General features: G+C 46.3%; 17 protein-coding genes. 11 read left to right on the top strand and 6 right to left on the bottom strand.

Annotated elements, in window-relative coordinates; genetic code table 11:
• Positions 1-11: 11 nt before the first annotated feature.
• Both OJ16_RS17065 and OJ16_RS17060 read right to left on the bottom strand, forming a co-directional pair.
• Entirely contained in the window at positions 12-452 is a 441-nt protein-coding gene (locus OJ16_RS17065) for a BLUF domain-containing protein (protein WP_040992439.1), read from the bottom strand.
• Positions 453-729: 277 nt separating this feature from the next.
• Entirely contained in the window at positions 730-1,629 is a 900-nt protein-coding gene (locus tag OJ16_RS17060; RefSeq protein WP_040992438.1) for a LysR family transcriptional regulator, read from the bottom strand.
• 126 nt (positions 1,630-1,755) lie between these two features.
• Between OJ16_RS17060 and OJ16_RS17055 the strand changes: the two genes are divergently transcribed.
• The 11 genes from OJ16_RS17055 (at position 1,756) to OJ16_RS17005 (ending at position 13,306) form a co-directional block, all read left to right on the top strand.
• Positions 1,756-2,277: an NADPH-dependent FMN reductase gene (locus OJ16_RS17055; RefSeq protein ID WP_040992437.1), complete on the top strand. Its 522-nt coding sequence runs from the start codon at positions 1,756-1,758 to the stop codon at positions 2,275-2,277.
• A 241-nt stretch (positions 2,278-2,518) separates the two neighbouring features.
• Positions 2,519-3,139, top strand: a complete 621-nt coding sequence (locus OJ16_RS17050; protein ID WP_040992436.1) for a DedA family protein — start codon at positions 2,519-2,521, stop codon at positions 3,137-3,139.
• Between the two features lie 269 nt (positions 3,140-3,408).
• Positions 3,409-5,160: an SgrR family transcriptional regulator gene (locus OJ16_RS17045; protein ID WP_040992435.1), complete on the top strand. Its 1,752-nt coding sequence runs from the start codon at positions 3,409-3,411 to the stop codon at positions 5,158-5,160.
• Between the two features lie 245 nt (positions 5,161-5,405).
• A complete protein-coding gene (locus OJ16_RS17040) occupies positions 5,406-6,395 on the top strand; it encodes an ABC transporter substrate-binding protein (RefSeq protein WP_040992434.1) in 990 nt (329 codons plus the stop codon).
• 101 nt (positions 6,396-6,496) lie between these two features.
• Entirely contained in the window at positions 6,497-7,396 is a 900-nt protein-coding gene (locus tag OJ16_RS17035) for an ABC transporter permease (RefSeq protein WP_040992433.1), read from the top strand.
• The gene (locus OJ16_RS17030) at positions 7,389-8,627 is read left to right on the top strand and encodes a quaternary amine ABC transporter ATP-binding protein (RefSeq protein ID WP_040992432.1); all 1,239 of its coding nucleotides are present in this window, start codon (positions 7,389-7,391) and stop codon (positions 8,625-8,627) included. The genes OJ16_RS17035 and OJ16_RS17030 overlap by 8 nt, the downstream gene beginning before the upstream one ends.
• 293 nt (positions 8,628-8,920) lie before the next feature.
• Positions 8,921-10,624 carry a leucine-rich repeat domain-containing protein gene (locus tag OJ16_RS17025; RefSeq protein ID WP_040992431.1) on the top strand — a complete coding sequence of 568 codons (1,704 nt, stop codon included), beginning with the start codon at positions 8,921-8,923 and terminating at the stop codon, positions 10,622-10,624.
• A gap of 252 nt (positions 10,625-10,876) precedes the next feature.
• Complete coding sequence (locus OJ16_RS17020) at positions 10,877-11,713, top strand: arylamine N-acetyltransferase family protein (RefSeq protein WP_040992430.1); 837 nt, start codon at positions 10,877-10,879, stop codon at positions 11,711-11,713.
• A 143-nt stretch (positions 11,714-11,856) separates the two neighbouring features.
• A complete protein-coding gene (locus OJ16_RS17015; protein ID WP_040992429.1) occupies positions 11,857-12,204 on the top strand; it encodes a MazG nucleotide pyrophosphohydrolase domain-containing protein in 348 nt (115 codons plus the stop codon).
• Between the two features lie 20 nt (positions 12,205-12,224).
• A complete protein-coding gene (locus tag OJ16_RS17010) occupies positions 12,225-12,848 on the top strand; it encodes an HAD-IB family hydrolase (protein ID WP_040992428.1) in 624 nt (207 codons plus the stop codon).
• A 140-nt stretch (positions 12,849-12,988) separates the two neighbouring features.
• Complete coding sequence (locus OJ16_RS17005; protein ID WP_040992427.1) at positions 12,989-13,306, top strand: cupin domain-containing protein; 318 nt, start codon at positions 12,989-12,991, stop codon at positions 13,304-13,306.
• Between the two features lie 86 nt (positions 13,307-13,392).
• Here OJ16_RS17005 and OJ16_RS17000 read toward each other — a convergent pair whose 3' ends face one another.
• From OJ16_RS17000 to OJ16_RS16985, 4 genes are all read right to left on the bottom strand, one after another.
• The gene (locus OJ16_RS17000) at positions 13,393-14,130 is read right to left on the bottom strand and encodes a class I SAM-dependent methyltransferase (protein WP_040992425.1); all 738 of its coding nucleotides are present in this window, start codon (positions 14,128-14,130) and stop codon (positions 13,393-13,395) included.
• A 229-nt stretch (positions 14,131-14,359) separates the two neighbouring features.
• Positions 14,360-14,968 (bottom strand): fructose PTS transporter subunit IIA, encoded by a 609-nt coding sequence (locus tag OJ16_RS16995; RefSeq protein ID WP_040992424.1) that lies wholly within the window; start codon positions 14,966-14,968, stop codon positions 14,360-14,362.
• 12 nt (positions 14,969-14,980) lie between these two features.
• Complete coding sequence (locus OJ16_RS16990) at positions 14,981-16,711, bottom strand: alpha-amylase family glycosyl hydrolase (RefSeq protein ID WP_040992423.1); 1,731 nt, start codon at positions 16,709-16,711, stop codon at positions 14,981-14,983.
• Between the two features lie 23 nt (positions 16,712-16,734).
• Positions 16,735-19,383: a glycoside hydrolase family 38 N-terminal domain-containing protein gene (locus OJ16_RS16985; protein WP_040992422.1), complete on the bottom strand. Its 2,649-nt coding sequence runs from the start codon at positions 19,381-19,383 to the stop codon at positions 16,735-16,737.
• Positions 19,384-19,403 lie beyond the last annotated feature (20 nt).

The following is a 19,403-nucleotide window of genomic DNA, read 5'->3' as shown; positions in this document are numbered from 1 at the left end:
TCTGACGAGGTTTAACAAGTCAGCCCCTCTAAATAGACACGAGGCAAATACGCTTTTAACTCCAGTATAAAAGCAAAAACATTCTGTTGAGGGATGTCATAAGGGTTGAATTGGGCAGATTGCATAAATCGTGAATTTAACGATCTCAGACTCTCAGATTGAGGGATATAAGCTAACGACCAATCTTCAAATTCGCGTTTTTCTATCGGCTCTAATTCGTAAACAATACAGTTCGCATGTCTGCGGTCTTGAATAATTCGAGCGTAGGTTTCTTCCAAATCAGCGCGATCACCTTCAAGATACTGCATGAAATAGCGAGTGCTAAAATACAGTACGCCACTGATATTATTTGCCGAATTTCGTCGGTATGACGACTCCAATATTTTATCTATATCACCAAGAGAAAACTCAGAAGTAATCGTACTAACGTAGATAAGCCTTGTTAAACTCATAATCCCTCTCTTTGTTATTATCAGCAAGTGTAGTTGATACTTACGAATCGACAAGCACATCAAATAAAACAAAAGTTTAGGGATAATAAAGCGTGATTTCGATCATGACCGTTTGATGAAATCACAGCAAGTTTACCGACAAAATTTCAGGTCAATGCGTTAGGTTCGCATTTTAACGATAAAACGATTCACCCGTGATCCGGTTTAAATTCATTATTGCTGGCGCGTTTATCACGTTATCAAGTCCGTAAAAACTGTAATCAACGGGTATAAATACTTACGTCAACTCTTCTACCACCAAGTCAATGAAACAACGCACCTTCGTTGACATGTGTTTACGGCTCGGATAAACCAGACACATCTCTATGTTGTGCACGGGTAAATCGGTAAATAATTCCACAAGCTCGCCGCGTTCAATCCCCCCTTGCACATGCGCTTCTGGCAAACGGCAAATGCCCTGCCCCAATACACATAAACTGAGCTCCATTTCAGGGCTATTCGTCGTCATTACACTCGTCACATCTACGCGCAATAGTGAGCCATCACTATCAATATAGTTCCACACATACGGTTGCTTGTGATTGCTGTAGCAAAGTAACTTATGCTTGATTAACTCACTAGGGTGCTTTGGCGTGCCGTGCTGTTGTAAATAACTGGGCGATGCCACCGTGCGGGTACACGAGCGCTGAACTCGTCGACTGATCAAGCTCGAGTCTTCTGCCGTGGCCGACGAGCGTAAAACCACGTCATACCCTTCTCCGATCAAATCAACTTTATGATCACTGGCAAAAACTTCCAGCGTTACTTTAGGGTACATCTGCATGTATTTTGCCAAAATAGGGCTCAATTGATCCGCCCCAAAACTCACCGGACAACTGATTTTCAGCACGCCTTTCGGCTCTTGCTGACGACCGTTAATCGCTTGCTCTAGCTCTTGAGCACTTTCTATCAATTGCTTACTTTGCTGAAAATAGAGCTTTCCTTCCGGCGTGAGGCTGAGAGTACGAGTGGTACGGTGTAGCAAACGCACACCCAAACGCTCTTCGAGCTTATTAATTTCTTTACTGATAAAAGACGTTGAGTGCCCTGTTACATTGGCCGCATTGGTGAAGCTACCTTGATCGACGACAGTGGTGAATATCACCATCCCATCCAGTAAATTTGTCTGTGAAAGCATCGTCTTTCATCCTATTGCGAGTCATATGGAAATAATAATTACACATTTACCCTATTAATCAAAATATGGAATCAAACTAAACTCTCTCCATCAAACGAATTCAGCAAAAGCACTTAGGAATAGAATATGAAAGTTTTAGCATTTGGCGCTAGCAACAACAAAAACTCAATCAACCAGCAATTAGCTCACTACGCTGCAAAGCAAGTACCAAATGCAGAAGTGAACATGCTTGATATCCACCAGCTGGAAATGCCAATCTTTAGTGATGAACGTGAAAAAGAGCTCGGCCAACCTGAGCAAGCGAAGCAGTTCTTCCAAGCCATCAGCGATGCTGACCTGATTGTCATCTCTTTTGCTGAGCACAACGGTTCTTACACCGCGGCTTACAAAAACGTATTTGATTGGACAACGCGCATCGACATGAAAGTATTCCAAGGCAAGCCAGTCATTATGCTTGCAACGTCTCCTGGCCCTGGCGGTGCAAGTAGCGTATTAGCAGCAGCATCAGGCTCCGCGCCTTACTTTGCCGCAGATGTAAAAGCGAGCATCTCACTACCAAGCTTCTACGACAACTTCGATATGGAAACGGCGCAAGTCACTTCTGAAGAGTTCAACCGTCAACTGTTAGACGCGATTGAAACACTATAATCCAGCCATAATGCCATTTGCCTTAAACATTATGCTGCATAAAAAATGCCCGCCAAGCTGACTTGGCGGGCATTTTTGTATTATTTTTAGCGAGAGCAAAGTACAGTAATCAAAACCAAACCGTTCCATTTCGCCGCTCAAATATCAAATCGAGGCTGGCTTTTCAGACCCATCTTGCGTCATGATTAATTGAACGTTTCTCCAGGCGTCGTTATACATTTCTGTCTCTTAGGAGTTTTATGTGGAACACATAAACGAATTACTCAATGCCATGTCACCAATACTCGCCCAATATGGCTATTTGGCATTAGCCGTGAGTATCTCTCTTGAAGGTATAGGCATACCGATGCCCGGCCAATCGTTAATGATCGCCGCATCCATACTGGCCTCACGCGGGGTGATGAATCTGCCACTGGTGATGGTCGTATCATGGCTCGCCTGTTTTATCGGCAATACCTGTGGCTATCTAATCGGCTATTACTTTGAAGGTTGGTTGGATAAAAAAGGCTACATATCGGGCGATAAGATGAAAAAGCTGCAAGTTAACATTCAAAAATATGGGCCTATTTGTTTAGTTGTAAGCCGCTTTATTGAAGGAATGAAGCAGTTTATGCCGCTGGCGTGCGGGATAGCCAAAATGCCACGGCACGAGTTTCTATGGGGCAATGCGTTAGCCGCCACTATTTGGGTTGCTGTCTTCAGTTTATTGAGCAATGTGGCTTTTTCTCATCTGCACCAAATCAGCACTTTTTATACCGCTCATCCGTTTGCCGTATGGGCCGCTTCAGCGCTGTTCTTTATCGGTTTAATCGGACTTATTCTCCGCCGTAAACGATCCAAAAAACGCAACTCAACGAGTTAATCGCTCGCTGAAAAAGAGTACAAAAAGCAGCAGTAAGCAGGCGTTCTTGGGGGTACAGGAGCGACAGTCTGTTCACCACTGCTCTTTCTACTCTTTCACCTCACTATTCTTGCCTATAATTAGGAAATGAAAAACTGCTCAGTTTTATATTTCTTGCTCCTCAATTTGACCTATTTCGACTAAATTTAGCAAAATTATCCGTATAATGGCCTAATTGCGGAAATCACTGTCGTATTCATTGCTTCATTTCTTAAAAAGAGTCTATTTGCATGTCTGATCTCAACCTCCTTCGCTACTACGCTCGTCTTACACCACTCGGCGTGGGCTCAGAGATCAAAACAGCCTTAGCGGAGGTCGCGGAAACGCTCTTTACTAGTGCTCGTCACGCTCGCAACCTGCTTGGAGAAATGCAAAAACAAGAATGGCTCAGTTGGCAACCTAAAGTCGGCCGTAATCAGCGCTCAACCTTAATATTAAAATTGAGCCTTGAAACACTGAAAGCTCAACTTGCTGCCAAGCGTATCCAGCAAGGTAAATATGAAAAAGCACTCGCGATACTCGACAACGACGAACATGCCTTTGGTCAACTGCTACAAACCACTTCTGGCGCATCGATCCGCGAGGGCCGTCTGCATATTCAGTTGACTTACAAACGGCCATTTGAAAAATTATTGCCGCATTTATTACATCGTTCCAGCGAGCGCTATCTGATCCGACAAGTGTATTGCTGCTTGGTCACCAGTCAATCCAATGGTGAGTTAGAAGCGCAATTAGCCCATCACTGGCACCATGATGAACAGGGCATTCAATGGACCTTCTATCTCCGACCTGGCCTCACCTTCCATAATGGAAAACCCATCGATGCGGGCCATATTGCAGACCTATTTATACAACTTCGCCGTCATCCCAACTATCAAAGAGAGCTCAATCATTTAGACCATGTCAGCGCGCCAATGGCGAACAAGGTTGTCTTCACACTGTCTGAGCCCGATTTTGGTTTTGGTGGTTTGCTTTCTGGCGTGAAATATTCAATTCAACCCCTACAGCAATTGCAAGCTGACTTTCAGGGGCAAGTTATCGGCAGCGGAGTGTTTGAGGTCGTCGAGCATTCAGAGATCAAGCTGTGTTTGCAAGCATTTGAGCAGTACTACGCCTGCCGAGCGTTGACCGATCTCGTCACGATCTGGCAGCTCGATGAAAGCGAATTAAAACAAAAACAAATTGAAACCAATCATCCAGAAAAACAACGAGATCAAACCTGCCATTATTATTTAACGGACCAGGCACAGAATCTAGAATCCCCATCGATTCAACACACTCAAACCGAAGATGGTTGCCTGTTCGTGTTATTTAATCAACACAGCACCAATGCCCTTACCGATCAGCAGCGCCGTTACCTTTCTAGCCTGATCACACCAGAAACCGTTCATCATCATCTCACACAAAACGGCAAAGCATTTGGCAGCGAACACGCTTACCATCTTCTGCCTAACTGGCACAAAATACTGCGTCCGAAATCGCACCAGGCCGATCTACCGCAGCACCTTTCAATCGCCGTGTATGACTACAATGCATTAGTCAATTGTGCCCAAGCTATCGCCGACCAACTCAGTTTATTGGGCATTAAGGTGCAAGTGAATACTTACTCCTTTAGGGATCTCAATAGCCGCTGTGCACAAACAGAACTTCAAGAAAACCTTGTGCTCACGAATATCAACCTTGATGACAATCGTCATGCTTCGGCGTTCAATAGCCTTTACCACAACGCCATTGTGCACGGCTGCATCGGCAAAGAAGCCCGCGCTTGGTTATCGCAATCCCTACAAACATTGCGCCAAACGACACCGCTCACCGATTACCTGCACGAGTTAGAACCCATCGCCTCTGCGCTGGTCAATCAATATTGGCTATTACCACTTTTCCATCACAGCCAAACCTTGCGTTTTCACGGGGTACTTAAGGATGTCGCGCTCACCAATTGGGGGTGGCCAGACATTAGAAATGTTTGGTCTGCTGATTAGTTTTCGGGCTCGTACAACTCATACATCAACAAAATGTACACTTTTCGATACATTCAAAGATGAAAATAAATTTGCTCGCAAAATACGCCGTAAAATGTGCCTAAATACCGCGTCTAACGCTTCTATTTAGGCGCTTAAGCCTTGTTAATTCTGGAAAACACAAACCTCAAACTTATTAACAGTTATTTGAATTATCACGAACATTTCTATAACCTTATGATGTACTCATTAGAATGGAAATCGAAATGAAATTAAAATTAGCCACTCTTATTTTGGCGGGTTTAACCGCTACTCAAGCCTCTGCAGACGAGTGTGGTGACGTCACCATCGCCGAAATGAACTGGAGCTCCGCAAGCTTTTTTGCCAACCTTGATCAATTCATTTTGACTGAAGGCTATGGTTGTAATGCGGAACTGATCCCAGGCGATACGATGCCAACCGGCACTTCTATGATCGAAAAAGGCCAACCTGATATTGCCCCTGAAATGTGGAGTAACAGCCTAAAAGAAGCACTAGACCGAGGTGTCGCTGATAAGCGTCTACGTTACGCCGGCAAAGCATTGGTTGAAGGCGGTGAAGAAGGGTTTTGGGTGCCAGCCTACCTTGTTAAACAATACCCTGAAATCGCCACAATCGAAGGGGTGAAAAAACATGCGAAACTGTTTGAGCACCCTGAAGATCCTGACACCAGCGCATTTTATACTTGCCCCGCAGGTTGGAACTGCCAGATCAGTGCGGGTAACTTATTTAATGCGATGAACCTTGATGATGCCGGCTTTACCGTGGTTGACCCAGGCTCAAGCGCGGGTCTCTCTGGTTCTTTAGCCAAAGCTTATACCCGTGAAGAAGCTTGGTTTGGTTACTACTGGGCACCCACTGCGATTCTCGGTAAATTCGATATGGTTAAAGTCGACTTTGGCAGCGGGGTTGATACTGAAGAATACTTAAACTGTACCTCACGTGATGGTTGTGAAAATCCAAAAACCACCATGTACCCACCATCACCGGTTCATACCATTGTCACGGAAGAATTTGCCTCTCGCGCACCAGAAGTTCAAGAGTACCTAAACAAACGTGGCTTCACGAACGCACAAATGAACCAGCTCTTGGCATGGATGGAAGACAATCAAGCCAGTGGTGAAGATACCATGTTCCACTTCCTAGAAACGTCCCCTGACGTTTGGCAACAATGGGTGCCAAAAGCCGTCGCGGATAAGATCAACGAGGCTATCTAATACCCACCACCTAACCTCAGCAGACGAACAAGACTTCTCTAGTCATACATCTGTAGTTCTGAAGCGGCAGGAGCCGCTTCAGTATTGATAAGGAAATTAACATGTCTGACACTAACTGGTTTAGTGAATTCCCCGCGATGGATCGCGCGGACCTACGCGCTATTCGCAAAACATTAGACGGCGCCTATCGCGACTTCTCTCGGGAATATGGCGATCTGATTGAATCCATTTTTGACCCGCTGCTTTCTTTCTTAGTGTGGTTTGAAAAATTGCTCCTTTCCGCACCGTGGTTTCTCGTTTTAGCCGGTTGCTGCGCTCTGGTTTATGTCGCGAGTCGATCTTGGAAATTGGTGGTTGGCTGCGTGATATCGTTGATGCTAATTGGCTATTTCGGCATGTGGGACGACACCATGCGCACACTCAGTATCATTACCGTTTGTACCATGTTGGCCATCGTACTGGGCATTCCAATTGGGATCGCCATGGCGCGTTCAAACCGCGTGCAATCTGTCGTGACGCCAATGCTGGATGTGATGCAAACCATGCCCGCATTCGTCTACCTGATCCCCGTCGTCATGCTATTGGGCATTGGTAAAATTCCGGGCTTAATTGCCGTGGTGATCTACGCTATTCCTCCCGTCATCCGCTTAACCAATTTAGGCATTCGCTTAGTGGATAAAGAAGTACTAGAAGCAGCAACGGCCTTCGGTGCGAGCAACAAACAGCGTTTGTTTGGGGTACAGCTACCTTTAGCCATGCCCACCATTATGGCCGGTATTAACCAAACCATTATGATGGCCCTGTCTATGGTTGTGATCGCTTCAATGATTGGCGTAAAAGGCCTGGGCCAACCCGTTCTTAAATCCATCACCAATCAATATTTCACCCTTGGTCTTCTTAACGGCTTCGCCATTGTGGCCTTGGCCATCTTATTCGACCGCGCTTCTCAAGCGTATGCCAAGCGAACTCAAGCTCACTTAGGGGATCTAAAACATGACTGATGCATTGATTGAAATTAGCGGTTTATACAAGGTGTTTGGCCGCAACCCGAGCTCAGTAATGGATCAAGTGAAACGCGGTGATAGCAAAGATGAGATCCTGAAAAATACTGGCCACACCGTGGGGTTGAAAGACATTAACCTCAGCATTAAGCAAGGTGAGATTTTCGTTATCATGGGCTTGTCCGGCTCAGGTAAATCAACTCTAATCCGCCACTTTAACCGCCTAATCGACCCAACCGAAGGGCAGATTTTAGTCGAAGGCATTGATGTAATGAAACTGTCTAACAAAGAACTGGAGCAGTTTCGTCGCCACAAGATGTCGATGGTATTCCAACGATTCGGTCTATTACCACACCGCACCGTGTTAGATAACGTTGCGTATGGCTTAGAAATTCAAGGCATTGAAAAAGGTGAGCGTATTCAGCGCGCCACTGACTGGCTGAACACCGTCGGCCTCCAAGGCTATGAAAAACAATACCCTGCTCAACTGTCTGGCGGTCAACAACAACGTGTCGGTTTAGCGCGCGCGTTATCGACAGATGCCGAAATACTTCTGATGGATGAAGCCTTTTCAGCCCTTGACCCACTGATTCGTAGTGAAATGCAAGATCAGTTAATTGAGCTGCAAGAAACACTGCACAAAACGATTATCTTCATTACCCACGATTTAGATGAAGCGCTGCGCATCGGGGATCGCATCGCGATCTTAAAAGATGGCGTGCTGGTTCAGCAAGGCACACCCGATGACATTCTGCTCAATCCTGCTGACGATTATGTGGAAGCGTTTGTAAAAGACGTCAACCGCGCCCGCGCACTGACGGTCGAAACCGTGATGCAGCCACCCGCGCTACGCATTACCGCTTCAACCATTGAAGATGCGCTCAACCAAATGAAAAAGTCGAAGCAAGATTACGGCTATCATGTGACCGACGAAGGCTACCAAGGGTTAATTACCAAGGAAGGATTGATTGATGCTTCCCAAGCTCCGCATATCGATGAACTCAGCGATGTGACTTATGAATCTGTACCATCGATTTCACCTGATGCGGTCATTGAAACCGTTCTAACGGAAACCATTTCCAGCGATTTCTCGCTGCCTGTGGTTGATGAAGACGGTAACTTGAAAGGCGAGCTTGAACGCAGCGCCGTCGCCGATTTGTTCTCAGAAACACCATCAAGTGCTGATAATGAGGAAATAACACCCGTCTCCACGGCCGAAAAAGCCAGCTAACTCGCCGACTCTTCTAGTCATCTCTAACAACGAGCGTCAGCCCAAGCTGGCGCTCTTTCTTTACAACCGAGTTAACCATTGGCCCCAAAGACATCCGCTTCGAAACAGGGATAAACAGGCTAACTTGCTCGTTACTGCTGCAAAAATGCCTTTAAAATCGCAATAACCGATTGTTCAGCGTGCTTGTGATGGCCAAATTTGATAATTAACAGAGTGAAAGGTATGCAAGCAACATAGTATGCTGACGAGATAGGGATGGCACATATCATAAGCAGTGAGTAAGCAAAGTCGTTATGTTCAAATATAAACTCGGCAAAATCGCCATTGGATTCTCGATGTTAGTCGGCCTCGTCGGCTGTACTCCACCAGAGAAAGTCTCTGATATTCGTTTTTCTGATGACAACTTTGAAAAATGTGTCTTAGATTTAGGCATTGAAGAATTAGACCAAGTCACTCGCCTTGAATGCTCGCGCATGGATATTGAAAGTGCTGATGAAATTGAGTATTTCCCTCAATTAAACTACCTAGATCTTAGCAGCAACTTTATTTCCCAACTGGATGTCAGCGCCAACCAAAAATTGCAGCACCTTGAGCTGTGGGCACAAATAACGGAAGAGGGATTAAAATCACTCACCCTCGGAACCCTGCCTGAGCTGACCCATTTAACGGTCGACGGTGATGATCTTTCAAAAACCGATATCACGCCTGCGACGTTTGAAAAGCAATTACCGAGCCTTGAAGACTTGTCCTTTATCGGCACGCCAATAAAAGGCGATTTTACCCTGTCGCTACAACACTCTAAATTACGTGATTTGGGCATAATCGATACCGAAAAAGATCACCGCTTACCCGCAAAGCTAAAGCTCGAGCTTGATTTGCCTGCATTGACTAGACTCTTTATTCAAACCCCAGGATTAGAGACTCTGTCACTCAACAACAGCCATCAATTAGAAAATATTGAGATAACCAAAACCGGGTTAAAATCATTGACGTTAACTGACATGCCAAACCTTACGGAAGTCAGATTATCGGATAATAAACTCTCTGATTTAACACTTACTCATTTGCCAGCACTGCACTATTTAGAAGCGCAAAATAACCAGATAGAATCGTTTGATGGCCGAACGTTACCAGCATTGAATAATCTGTATCTCGCCAAAAACCAACTTAAAACCATACAGTACGCACAACCTAATTTTATCTCGGTTCTCGGGTTGGAGAATAACCAGCTGACATCATTTGATTTTCAGCTCATTCCCAACATTACCTCTTATTCCCTCGACAATAATCCACTGGCCAAAGTGGAAGATCAGTTCCCAAAAAATACCCATCTCTATTATTGCGTCTCCGCCGGGGAACAACTCCCCTACATGGCCGAAATTACGGAAATACATTGCAATAATGATGGTAACGTTGCCGAAAGTGGTGACTTTACCCAATACAATAGCCTTGAATCACTTACGCTAAGAGCCGAATTTGATAATGGTCTATTGGATCTATCGACCTTATCCGATCTCAAATATCTCAACGCGACTATCGACAATCTGGTCACACTGAAATGGCCAAGCGACTCTGCGCTCAAAACGGCCTACTTTGGCTACAGCAACGTCAAATCACTCACTATACCGACCTTGCCCAAACTCAATGATCTTGAGCTTGACCGTTTAAACGAGTTAGAAACACTCACCATCGCGCCGCAACCTAGCCTTAAAGAGCTAGAGCTCGATGATGTCAGTGTGCCTGAGCTGAAGATGCAACAGTCGCCAAAACTGACCAAGGTCACCGTGGTTCACTCCGATCTTCGCCACTTAACACTGGAAGACATGCCTGCTCTGGAGCAGATTCAGATATTCCAAGCGCCACTGGAAAAATTGGTTATCAGAAATGTGCCTAACTTAAAAGAAATCTGCCTTTACTATGTACCAACAACAACCAATATCACCAGCGTTCTGCCTCGCGATAAACTGCGATCACTCATCAAATATGATTGTCGATAGCGAAAGGCACAACTGCCCAACCACCACAGAATAAAGGTATTGGCTTTGTCGCCCTACATTCGATTTACCCCGAATAACGTGGTCAAACGAAAAAGTGCTTTACCTAAAGTTAGGTTGAGGTTTTACAGTAACGCCAATACTGATATTGATACTAATGCTTTGCATACATTGGCTCAGCAGCACGATACCGTCAGCTACTATGTAATAGTGCGATAGCGCTATCGTTAACTACTTCGAATTAAAAGGTCACCAATGACGACGCCACTCTTTATTGAACGTTACTTAACCAAACCTCTACAAACAGAATCTGCTCAGGGCTTGGCTTTCATCAACCAATTGATTGCTCACCACTTAGAGCACTTCTCTTTTTGCAGTGCCAACGTTCTACTAAAACGCGATCTTAGTCTTGATACTGAAGCGGTTTATCAACGCCTGATCGAACAACGCACTGGCGGCTACTGCTTTGAACACAATAAGCTCTTCCATACACTGCTAAGCGAACTGGGCTTTACTACGCGCCCGCTCCTTGCTCGTGTTTTGCTCAACGGCAATGAAGACAATGGACGCACTCATCGTGTGACTTTACTTGAACTGAATGGTGTACAGTACCTCGTTGATGTGGGTTTTGGCGTACAAACCCCACGCATGGCGATTCCACTTGAAACACACAACTTTGAGTATTTATCCCAACAGTTTCGCCTGAAAAAAGCGCAGACACACTTTCGACTGGAGCTTTGGCAAGATGATCACTGGCAGGCGTTATACCGCTTCGACTTAAGTGAAGTAACAGAAATGGACTGCGATATTGGCCATTTCTACACCTCACAGAATCCAGCGAGTGGCTTCTACCGTAATTTGGTCATCTCAAACCTAAGCCAAACTCAACGTAACCTACTCAAAAATTTAGAGTGGCGCCAATACGATGACGAATTGGGAAATGAGCGAGTGGTGAACATTGAAAGCGCTCAGCAATTACATCAATTACTTCGCCAAACTTTCCAACTGGATTTTGATGAGCAGCAAGCCCAACAACTGTTTGATCATCAAGTTCAATTCCTTGCGTCAAAAGAGAGCGTCAAACTCGACTAATCGTTCCGTCTTGGTCTATCGACGTTGAGCAGCGCAATGTCGTGCTCACGTTGATAGCTACCGCCTTAAATAGCAATCTGAGCGTGAAATCGATACGCTAGGCAGTAAGAATCGCTTTCACTATGGATGCCAAAGGAAACCCCATGCCAAAACTCACATCAAAACCGACATTAGCCGATTTTCAGCACTATGTGGCGGAGTTAGAAGTGGAACGAAATTTTGCTAATCAACCCGTAATAGAGAAGTGCTTACTCCTCGGGGAAGAGGTGGGCGAATTATTTCAAGCCATACGCAAAGCCGAAGGCATCGCCATCGATCCCAATGCTAAAGTCGGTGAGATCGGCGATGAACTGTCGGACATCTTCATCTACTTATGCTCTATCGCGAACCGTTATGACATTGATCTTGAAAGCGCATTTTTGGCCAAAGAAGAAAAAAACAAGCAACGCACTTGGCAACCGGCTAATACGAAGAAAACCTCACCGTCATAACCACAATGAAAACCAACCCCATGAACCTTGCGCTGTTTGATTTTGATGGCACCATCACCAATGAAGATGCCTACACCGCTTTCTTATTTTACGCGACACCGAAAATACGGCTGATGTTAGGTGGACTACTCGTCTCGCCAATCATCGCTTTGTACCATTTAAAATGGTTGCCAGCGCGCTATACCCGACCAATCTTAACCAAAATGGCCTTTGGCGGTCGAGCCATTGAATCACTCGACGCGCGAGCAAAACAGTTTGTCACCGAGCGTCTCGTCCACATGATTCGCCCTAACGCTCTCGCCAAAATTCGTTGGCATCAGCAGCAAGGCGATGACATCTATGTCGTTTCCGCATCGCTCAGCCCGTACCTGTCAATTTGGTGCCAGCAGCAAGGCATCAAACTGTTATGCAGCACACTGGCGCACAAAAACGGCCACTACACTGGCGGGTATCTTTATGGCGACTGCAGTTTAGACAATAAAGTCACCGCGGTTAAACGCTCCGTCGATCTCGCGGCTTATCCGGTGATTTACGCTTACGGAGATACCTACGAAGATCTGCCGATGCTGGCTCTCGCCGATCATAAATTCTATCAATGGCAACGTTTTGATCATCAAGATGACATCCTAAACCTGTCACAATGAGTCAGACAGAATGGCATAAATGAATCCCGGTTTACGCGTCTCACTTCAACCTTAAACTGGATCTGCTCATCGATACTGCCGTCACGTCACTGCAGTGAATTCAAGTAAGCTCAATATCAATGCGTTTGATAAGGACAAAAATGAACAACCTATTGAATAAAATCCCAGACTCATTACCCGACGAATTATTTGAAGAATTAGTGAATACAAAAGGCGTTCGGATCGAGCGTATTGTTTCACACGGACACACCTCGCCTGAGCAAGGTTGGTATGATCAAACAGAGCATGAATGGGTGTTGGTGTTATCCGGTTTTGGCGTGATTGAGTACGATGACGGACAACTTTTTCAGCTCAAGCACGGTGACTATCTCAATATTCCGGCCCATCAAAAGCATCGAGTTGCGGCCACATCATCGCAAGAAACCACCGTTTGGTTAGCCGTTTTTTACCCAGCCTAATCGGCAAAAACCGTTACGTCTTTGCGCAAAGAGCGATGAACGGGAAGCGCCGGACGAATCGCAATGGCCGGATAACGAAGGACCGGCTAGCAATGCGGTTTTTGCGCAATCAGCAAACCAACGCTTTGTTTTTTCAGCATGAGCCCTAATTTTTTCAGCGGTGAAAGCGTACCAAAATCATAGCAATGGGTTTCTTGAATGGTCAAAAACCCCGCTCGCTGCAATAATGTTTGCCAGTAACTGGCGGAATGGAAACACACACCAACACCAGCCGTATTGGCCCCTAGCCGTTCGGCGAAGGGCGCAAAGCGCTGACTGGCCGTGAGTTGATAAATCATCCAACTTGGAAGTGATTTCAGCCACGCGCCTTCATAGAAATTTTCATAGATAAGGATCACCCCTCCGGGTGCCAAAATTTGATACGCTTCTTCAATGGCTTTTTGCTGCAATTGACAGGTATTGGCGTAGCCATCGGTGACAAAATGATGCAACACCCAATTAAATTGCACCACTTGCAACTGACTCGGTAAATCAAGATTTTGAAAGGTCGAAGGAATAATGTGCTTGCGCGTATTGGGCGTATTTTTAGCCACCAATGACGGCTCAGGCTCGACGAGCGTGACACTTGCTTGAGGAAAACGGCTTAAGATGCGGTCAACGTATTTTCCGTTCCCGCCGCCAACATCCATCAACTGAAAGTCTTGCTGGGTAATATGATAGTGTTGAAGCTGCTTAGCCACTAATTCAAACATCTCATCATCAACGTATTCGGTGTCGAACGCTTGCGTTTGCTCTGTGGACAATAACTTTACCGTGTCATTCATATTCCCTCTCTACACTGACCGTTGGTTTTATTCGATACAGTTCAAATGCAAAGAGTAAGCCAATCAATAAAACAAACTTTATTAATCACTTAGCGCCATTTCCGGTTTTGATTTCATATTGAGAATCGCTTTGAGAAGCAAAAAAAGCATGCCCTATGGGTAATAGAGCATGCTTGCCGTCTCAATATGACGTCATGAATAGAGGGCTCATGACGTGCGATCGAATGTTCTAAATCATTAAGAACAAGATGGCCGAAATCAGAATCCCCGCCCCCAACACCATTGGGTACGCTTTGCCACTAATGTCGCGCGCCATTTCAGGCTCGTCTGGTTCAACTTGCTCTGGTTCGCACTCTACGTGATCAACAGCAGGCACTGACTCTTCTTCCGCACCAAACAGAGCCATTACCTTATCGGTGGTATTGGCTTTTAGCAATGCCTCACGGAAATCATCTTCAACCAAAGAAGAGGTCAACGTGGTCAATACCGCCATATGGGTCGATCCCGCTTCGGCCGGTGGAATGGCTAGCAAGAAGATCATATTGACCGGCTCATCGCCATCAAGACCTTGCCATTGCAGCTCTTCTTTCACGAAAGCACAGGCAAAAACCGGTTCGATAACCGCGTCTGATTTACCGTGAGGAACCGCTAGGTATTCACCTAGAGCGGTTGGGCCTTCTTCTTCACGCAGCAATACGGCCTCTAAAAACTGCTGACGGTTAGTCAGTTTACCCGCTTGATCAATTCGGTCAGTCAGCGCGTTAATCGCAGCGAAACGGTCTTCAAACACCGCATCAAGCATGATCAAATCTGGAGAGGTAAGTTGTGCTAATTTCATCATCGGCTCCTGTTAGTTCGCTAGCCAAACAAATTGATATGGGTTCAGAGTAAACTGCGCATCGAACGCTTCACCTGAAACAAGATCGCGGCCACCCGCCATCAATGATACCGCTTGCGTTGTCGCAGACAGATTGACCACAAAACGAATCGCCTCATCGCCCTCGCCACGTTGTAAACCAAATAGCTGCGAAGACAACTCAAGCACGACCTGCTTAGATGTTGGAGCAAACGCGCTTTGTTGCTTACGCAAATCCAATAGGCGTACCATCTCGGTATAAATACGGTTACGCAGTGAACCAACTTGAGCCAATTCCGCCTCAAGATCTTCAAGTGCAAACTTTTCACGGTTAATACGGCGATTAATGCCTGATTCCACCATACCTTGCACATCATTCTCACTGCCGAGCAAGCTGTGATAATACAGGGCAGGCACGCCAACAAATGACAGAAGAATGGATTGCGCGGCCAAGAACTTATTCGCCTTGGTTTCGGCATTATCGTCTGGCTCGGTAATCGCACTCAAATAGTTGATGTTTAGCTCGTATGGCGATTGCGTACCGTCACCATTGTTCTTGTAGTTAACTCGCCCCCCTTTGCGCTCTACCTGCTCGCACATCATTTGGCGATCATCATTGGTTAAGATGCCTTCGGTTGGACGCACACCAATACCATCGTGGCTAGCAAGGAAGTTGAAGTAGGTCGTTTTACGGCCTTCTTCCAACGATGCCATCGCCTCGGCGGTTAAGCCTTTTGCCCACTTGGTCAATACTTGGCTGTCTTGGCCCAAAAACGCGTGTAGCGTTAACGGCGGCAGTGGGAACTGATACACCATGTGGGCTTCGTCGCCTTGACCAAAGTAAGCCACGTTCTCTGGATGCGGCACGTTGGTTTCAGTGATCAGCAAGCTACCCGGCATCACTTCATCCATGACAATGCGCCACAGCTTGATGATTTCATGTGCTTGAGGCAGATGGATACAGCTCGTGTTGAGCACTTTCCAGATAAAACCAATCGCATCTAGACGAATAGAACGCCCACCGTTTGCGGCGTACATCAGCAAAATATCAATACTTTCCAGTAGCACTTTAGGTGAGTGGAAGTTAATGTCGATTTGGTCGTCTGAGAAGGTCGTCCACACATGGGCCGTTTCGCCGTTGGCTTTGGTAAATGGCGTCAGCAAAGGCAAAGCACGTGGACGTGTCACGCTTGAGTAATCAAGCTCAGGGTCAGAAACGACAAAGTAATCTTGATACGCTTCGTCGCCCGCTAAAAAGCCTTGGAACCAATCACTGCTTTTCGAGATATGGTTGATCACGCAGTCGTACATCAAATCAAAGTTTTCTGCGAGCGCATTAAGCTCTGCCCAGTCACCCAGGTTTTCATCCACCTTGCGGTAATCAACCACACTAAAACCATCGTCTGAAGTGTATGGGAACATTGGCAAAATATGGATATTACTAATGGCCTCTTTTAGATACTTATCGGCAAAGCACTTCATGGTTTGTAGGGTTGGCTCGCCTTGACGGCTAAAGCTGTCACCGTAGGTAATCAAATAGGACGTGGTTTGATCCACCCATTGCGGGTACTGCGGCGCTTTGCCACGCCATTTTTCAATCAGCGCTAAAATGTCATTGGTGATCGATTCTGCTAACGCTTCACCGCCGTTCTCAGATACGTTTCCAGCCGAATCAACCGCAGGGTAAAGACCCGCCACTTTGGTATAGATTTGTTCTCTAATCATTTTTATTATTCCTAACCTGCGACTTAAATTTTAAAGCTAACGCGAACATCAATGCTGTTGTTTGGCTTCACTTGCCACTCTTGCTCAACCGTATGTTCACGGTGGTTAACACGCTCTATTTCAGCAAAATGTGCAAAGGCTGTGGTGTCCAACACCTGCGCTTTATCAGTGGCGTTATACAAACGCACGATCACCGCGTTGTCTTGGTAGAAAGAGTGGCCAATGCTCGACAGTTGCAATGGTTGCTCAAGCTCAAACAGACTAAAGCGTTGGCTGGCTTCACGCGCATCAAAGCGTACTTGGAAACGTTCCAAGCGATTTTCAAAACTGTTCAGCGTTTGTTTTTGGTAAGCAAATGGCTGGTCTAAAAACGCTTGCTCTAAGCGACGCACCGTTTGGTGACTCGCCTCTTCACTCAACGCAATCGAGAAATTAAACGTCATCGACTTTTGCAACTGCGCATCTGGGGTATACACCACGGTATTGTTGATGCCTGATGCACGGCCCGGACGCCATAACAAATCATCTTTACCTAAGCGGCCCGTCGATTTAAACAGCGTTAAAGCAATCGCATTCGTGCCCTCTTGCGCGAACGTCATATCGGCAGGAAGAATTTGAAACTCCTTAATTCCGCGACCATTAATGATCATCGCTTTATCTGCCTGAGCAATCGCAACTGCACCTTCGGTGGTTTCAATATCAATTGGGCATTCACGGAAGCGCTCACGCCAACCTTCCACTGACGGCGCAACAGGGCGAGTCATCAAAGCAAACGGCTGAGTGCTGAGCGATTCTTGGCTATTCACGTCCGAGTTAATCACCACTCGCACGCGGTGGTCACACGCTTGGTTAAGGGTTGTAATCTCCACGCGCAGTTGTTGTTCGTCTTGAACGAGAGTCAGGACAACATCAAAACGGGCTAGCGCGCCCTTTTCTCCGGCAACACGTGCGTCTAAATCTTGTGGTACCGCCAACTCACCGCGCAGCAACATGCGTTGCTCTGTCACACCTTGTGTTACTGACAGGCAAGTCATCTCTTGGCACATTAGCGGCGTATCGCCTTCTAGCGGTGAAAAATCATAAGAGTCGCCATCATCGGCTTGTTCTTCAAAGCTCAATAACTGCTTCACTACACGGCCAGAACGCTTGTCTTCTAGCGTTAGTTGCCCTGCTGAAAAGTGCACTTTCAACGTTTGGTTTTCAATACTGGCAGACTGGTTCACCGATTGCTCTTGAGCAATCTTTGTCGCTTCGCTTGGGGTCACTTGGAATACTTGATAGCCCAGCGCGGGTAAATCGGCCACTGTGACGTTGAGTTCAAAACGGTAGTAAGGCGGTACGTCTTTTTCTTTCTCACCGTCTTTGGTTACTTCAATCACTTTGCCGCCGTCTAAGGTTTCACGGCTCACGATTTCGCTGTCTAAACGTTGCGTGCCATCGTTGAGCGCGATGTGCTCAAATTGAGAGAAAGCGACCACTTTCACTACGCCTGAATAAGGCGCAGGGCGAGCGTTGAAGATCATCACGTCATTGTCTTGGCACGCATTGGCGGCAATCTCTTTCACCACTAAGTTATACAGGCCATGACAGATCTCTTCCGCTTGTTTAAGGCGATGCATGATATCGGCATTGGTTGCGTCGCTATTACAGCCGCCCATGCTGTCATGGGCATGGCATTCTAGGATCTTCTTCCACGCCATATCCACCAGCTCTGTGTGCACAGTCATGCCTTGCGCTTTGGCTATCGCAATCACCACTTCTAGCTTCTTCACTAAAAACTGCTCAATTTCAAAGTTGAGCTTTTTGATGTCGTAGCGCACTGAGCCGATGGTTTTATGAATACGGGTATAGCGCGGCGCTTTAAACTCGCCGCGATAGGTTTCAAATTCGTCGCTGTTGTGGCGCAAGTACTCAACAAAGTTTTCCATTGAAGAGATGGTGTAAACATCACCGGCTGGCGAGCGCTCTGTCGCCGCGGCTAAGGTTACAGGCAAGTTCGGGTCAATGTTCACTTGGTCGCCGCCCGATGGGATCAGCACTTCATCTAAGCCAGATAAAGCTTTGATTTTCTCGATCATCGGGAAGATTTTTTTATCGAGATGATCGGCGTCCGGCACAATGTTTTTCGCCGCGCCATAACCATGCACTAGGTTGTACGCATAGATGGTGTCATCGCCTGCTGACTGCCAGTGGAAATGCGATTTTTTCACTTGCTGGTCGTAATCAATACCACGCCAGAAAACGATGTTATCAATCCCCATACCTTTGAATAACGTTGGCATTTGCGCGTTATGACCAAAGGTATCCGGTAGATAACCAACGGTCATGCTGTGTCCCATCTCTTGCGCGATGTGCATGCCGTATTTTAGGTTTCGGATGATCGATTCCGCGCCCACGTTGTAGGTATCGGTTTGGGTATACCAAGGGCCAACAAACAGCTTTTTGTCACGGATGAGTTTGCTCATACGCTCGCGCATATGCGGCAACACTTTCAGATAGTCTTCCACAATTGAAGATTGACCATCAAGATGGTAGCAACTGTAGCTAGCCTGCTTTTCAAGCGTTTCAATCACTTTTGTGAAATTGTAAGTGGCAAGCACGTCACTGTCTTGCTGGGTAAAATACCACTCACGATCCCAGTGAGTGTGCGGGATGACATGTACTTTCGCCATAGGAATATCTCTTCTACTTG

Origin of the sequence: Vibrio renipiscarius, assembly GCF_000827885.1 — a bacterium.
GTDB classification, from domain to species: domain Bacteria; phylum Pseudomonadota; class Gammaproteobacteria; order Enterobacterales; family Vibrionaceae; genus Vibrio; species Vibrio renipiscarius.
This window is presented reverse-complemented; position numbering and strand designations above follow the sequence as displayed.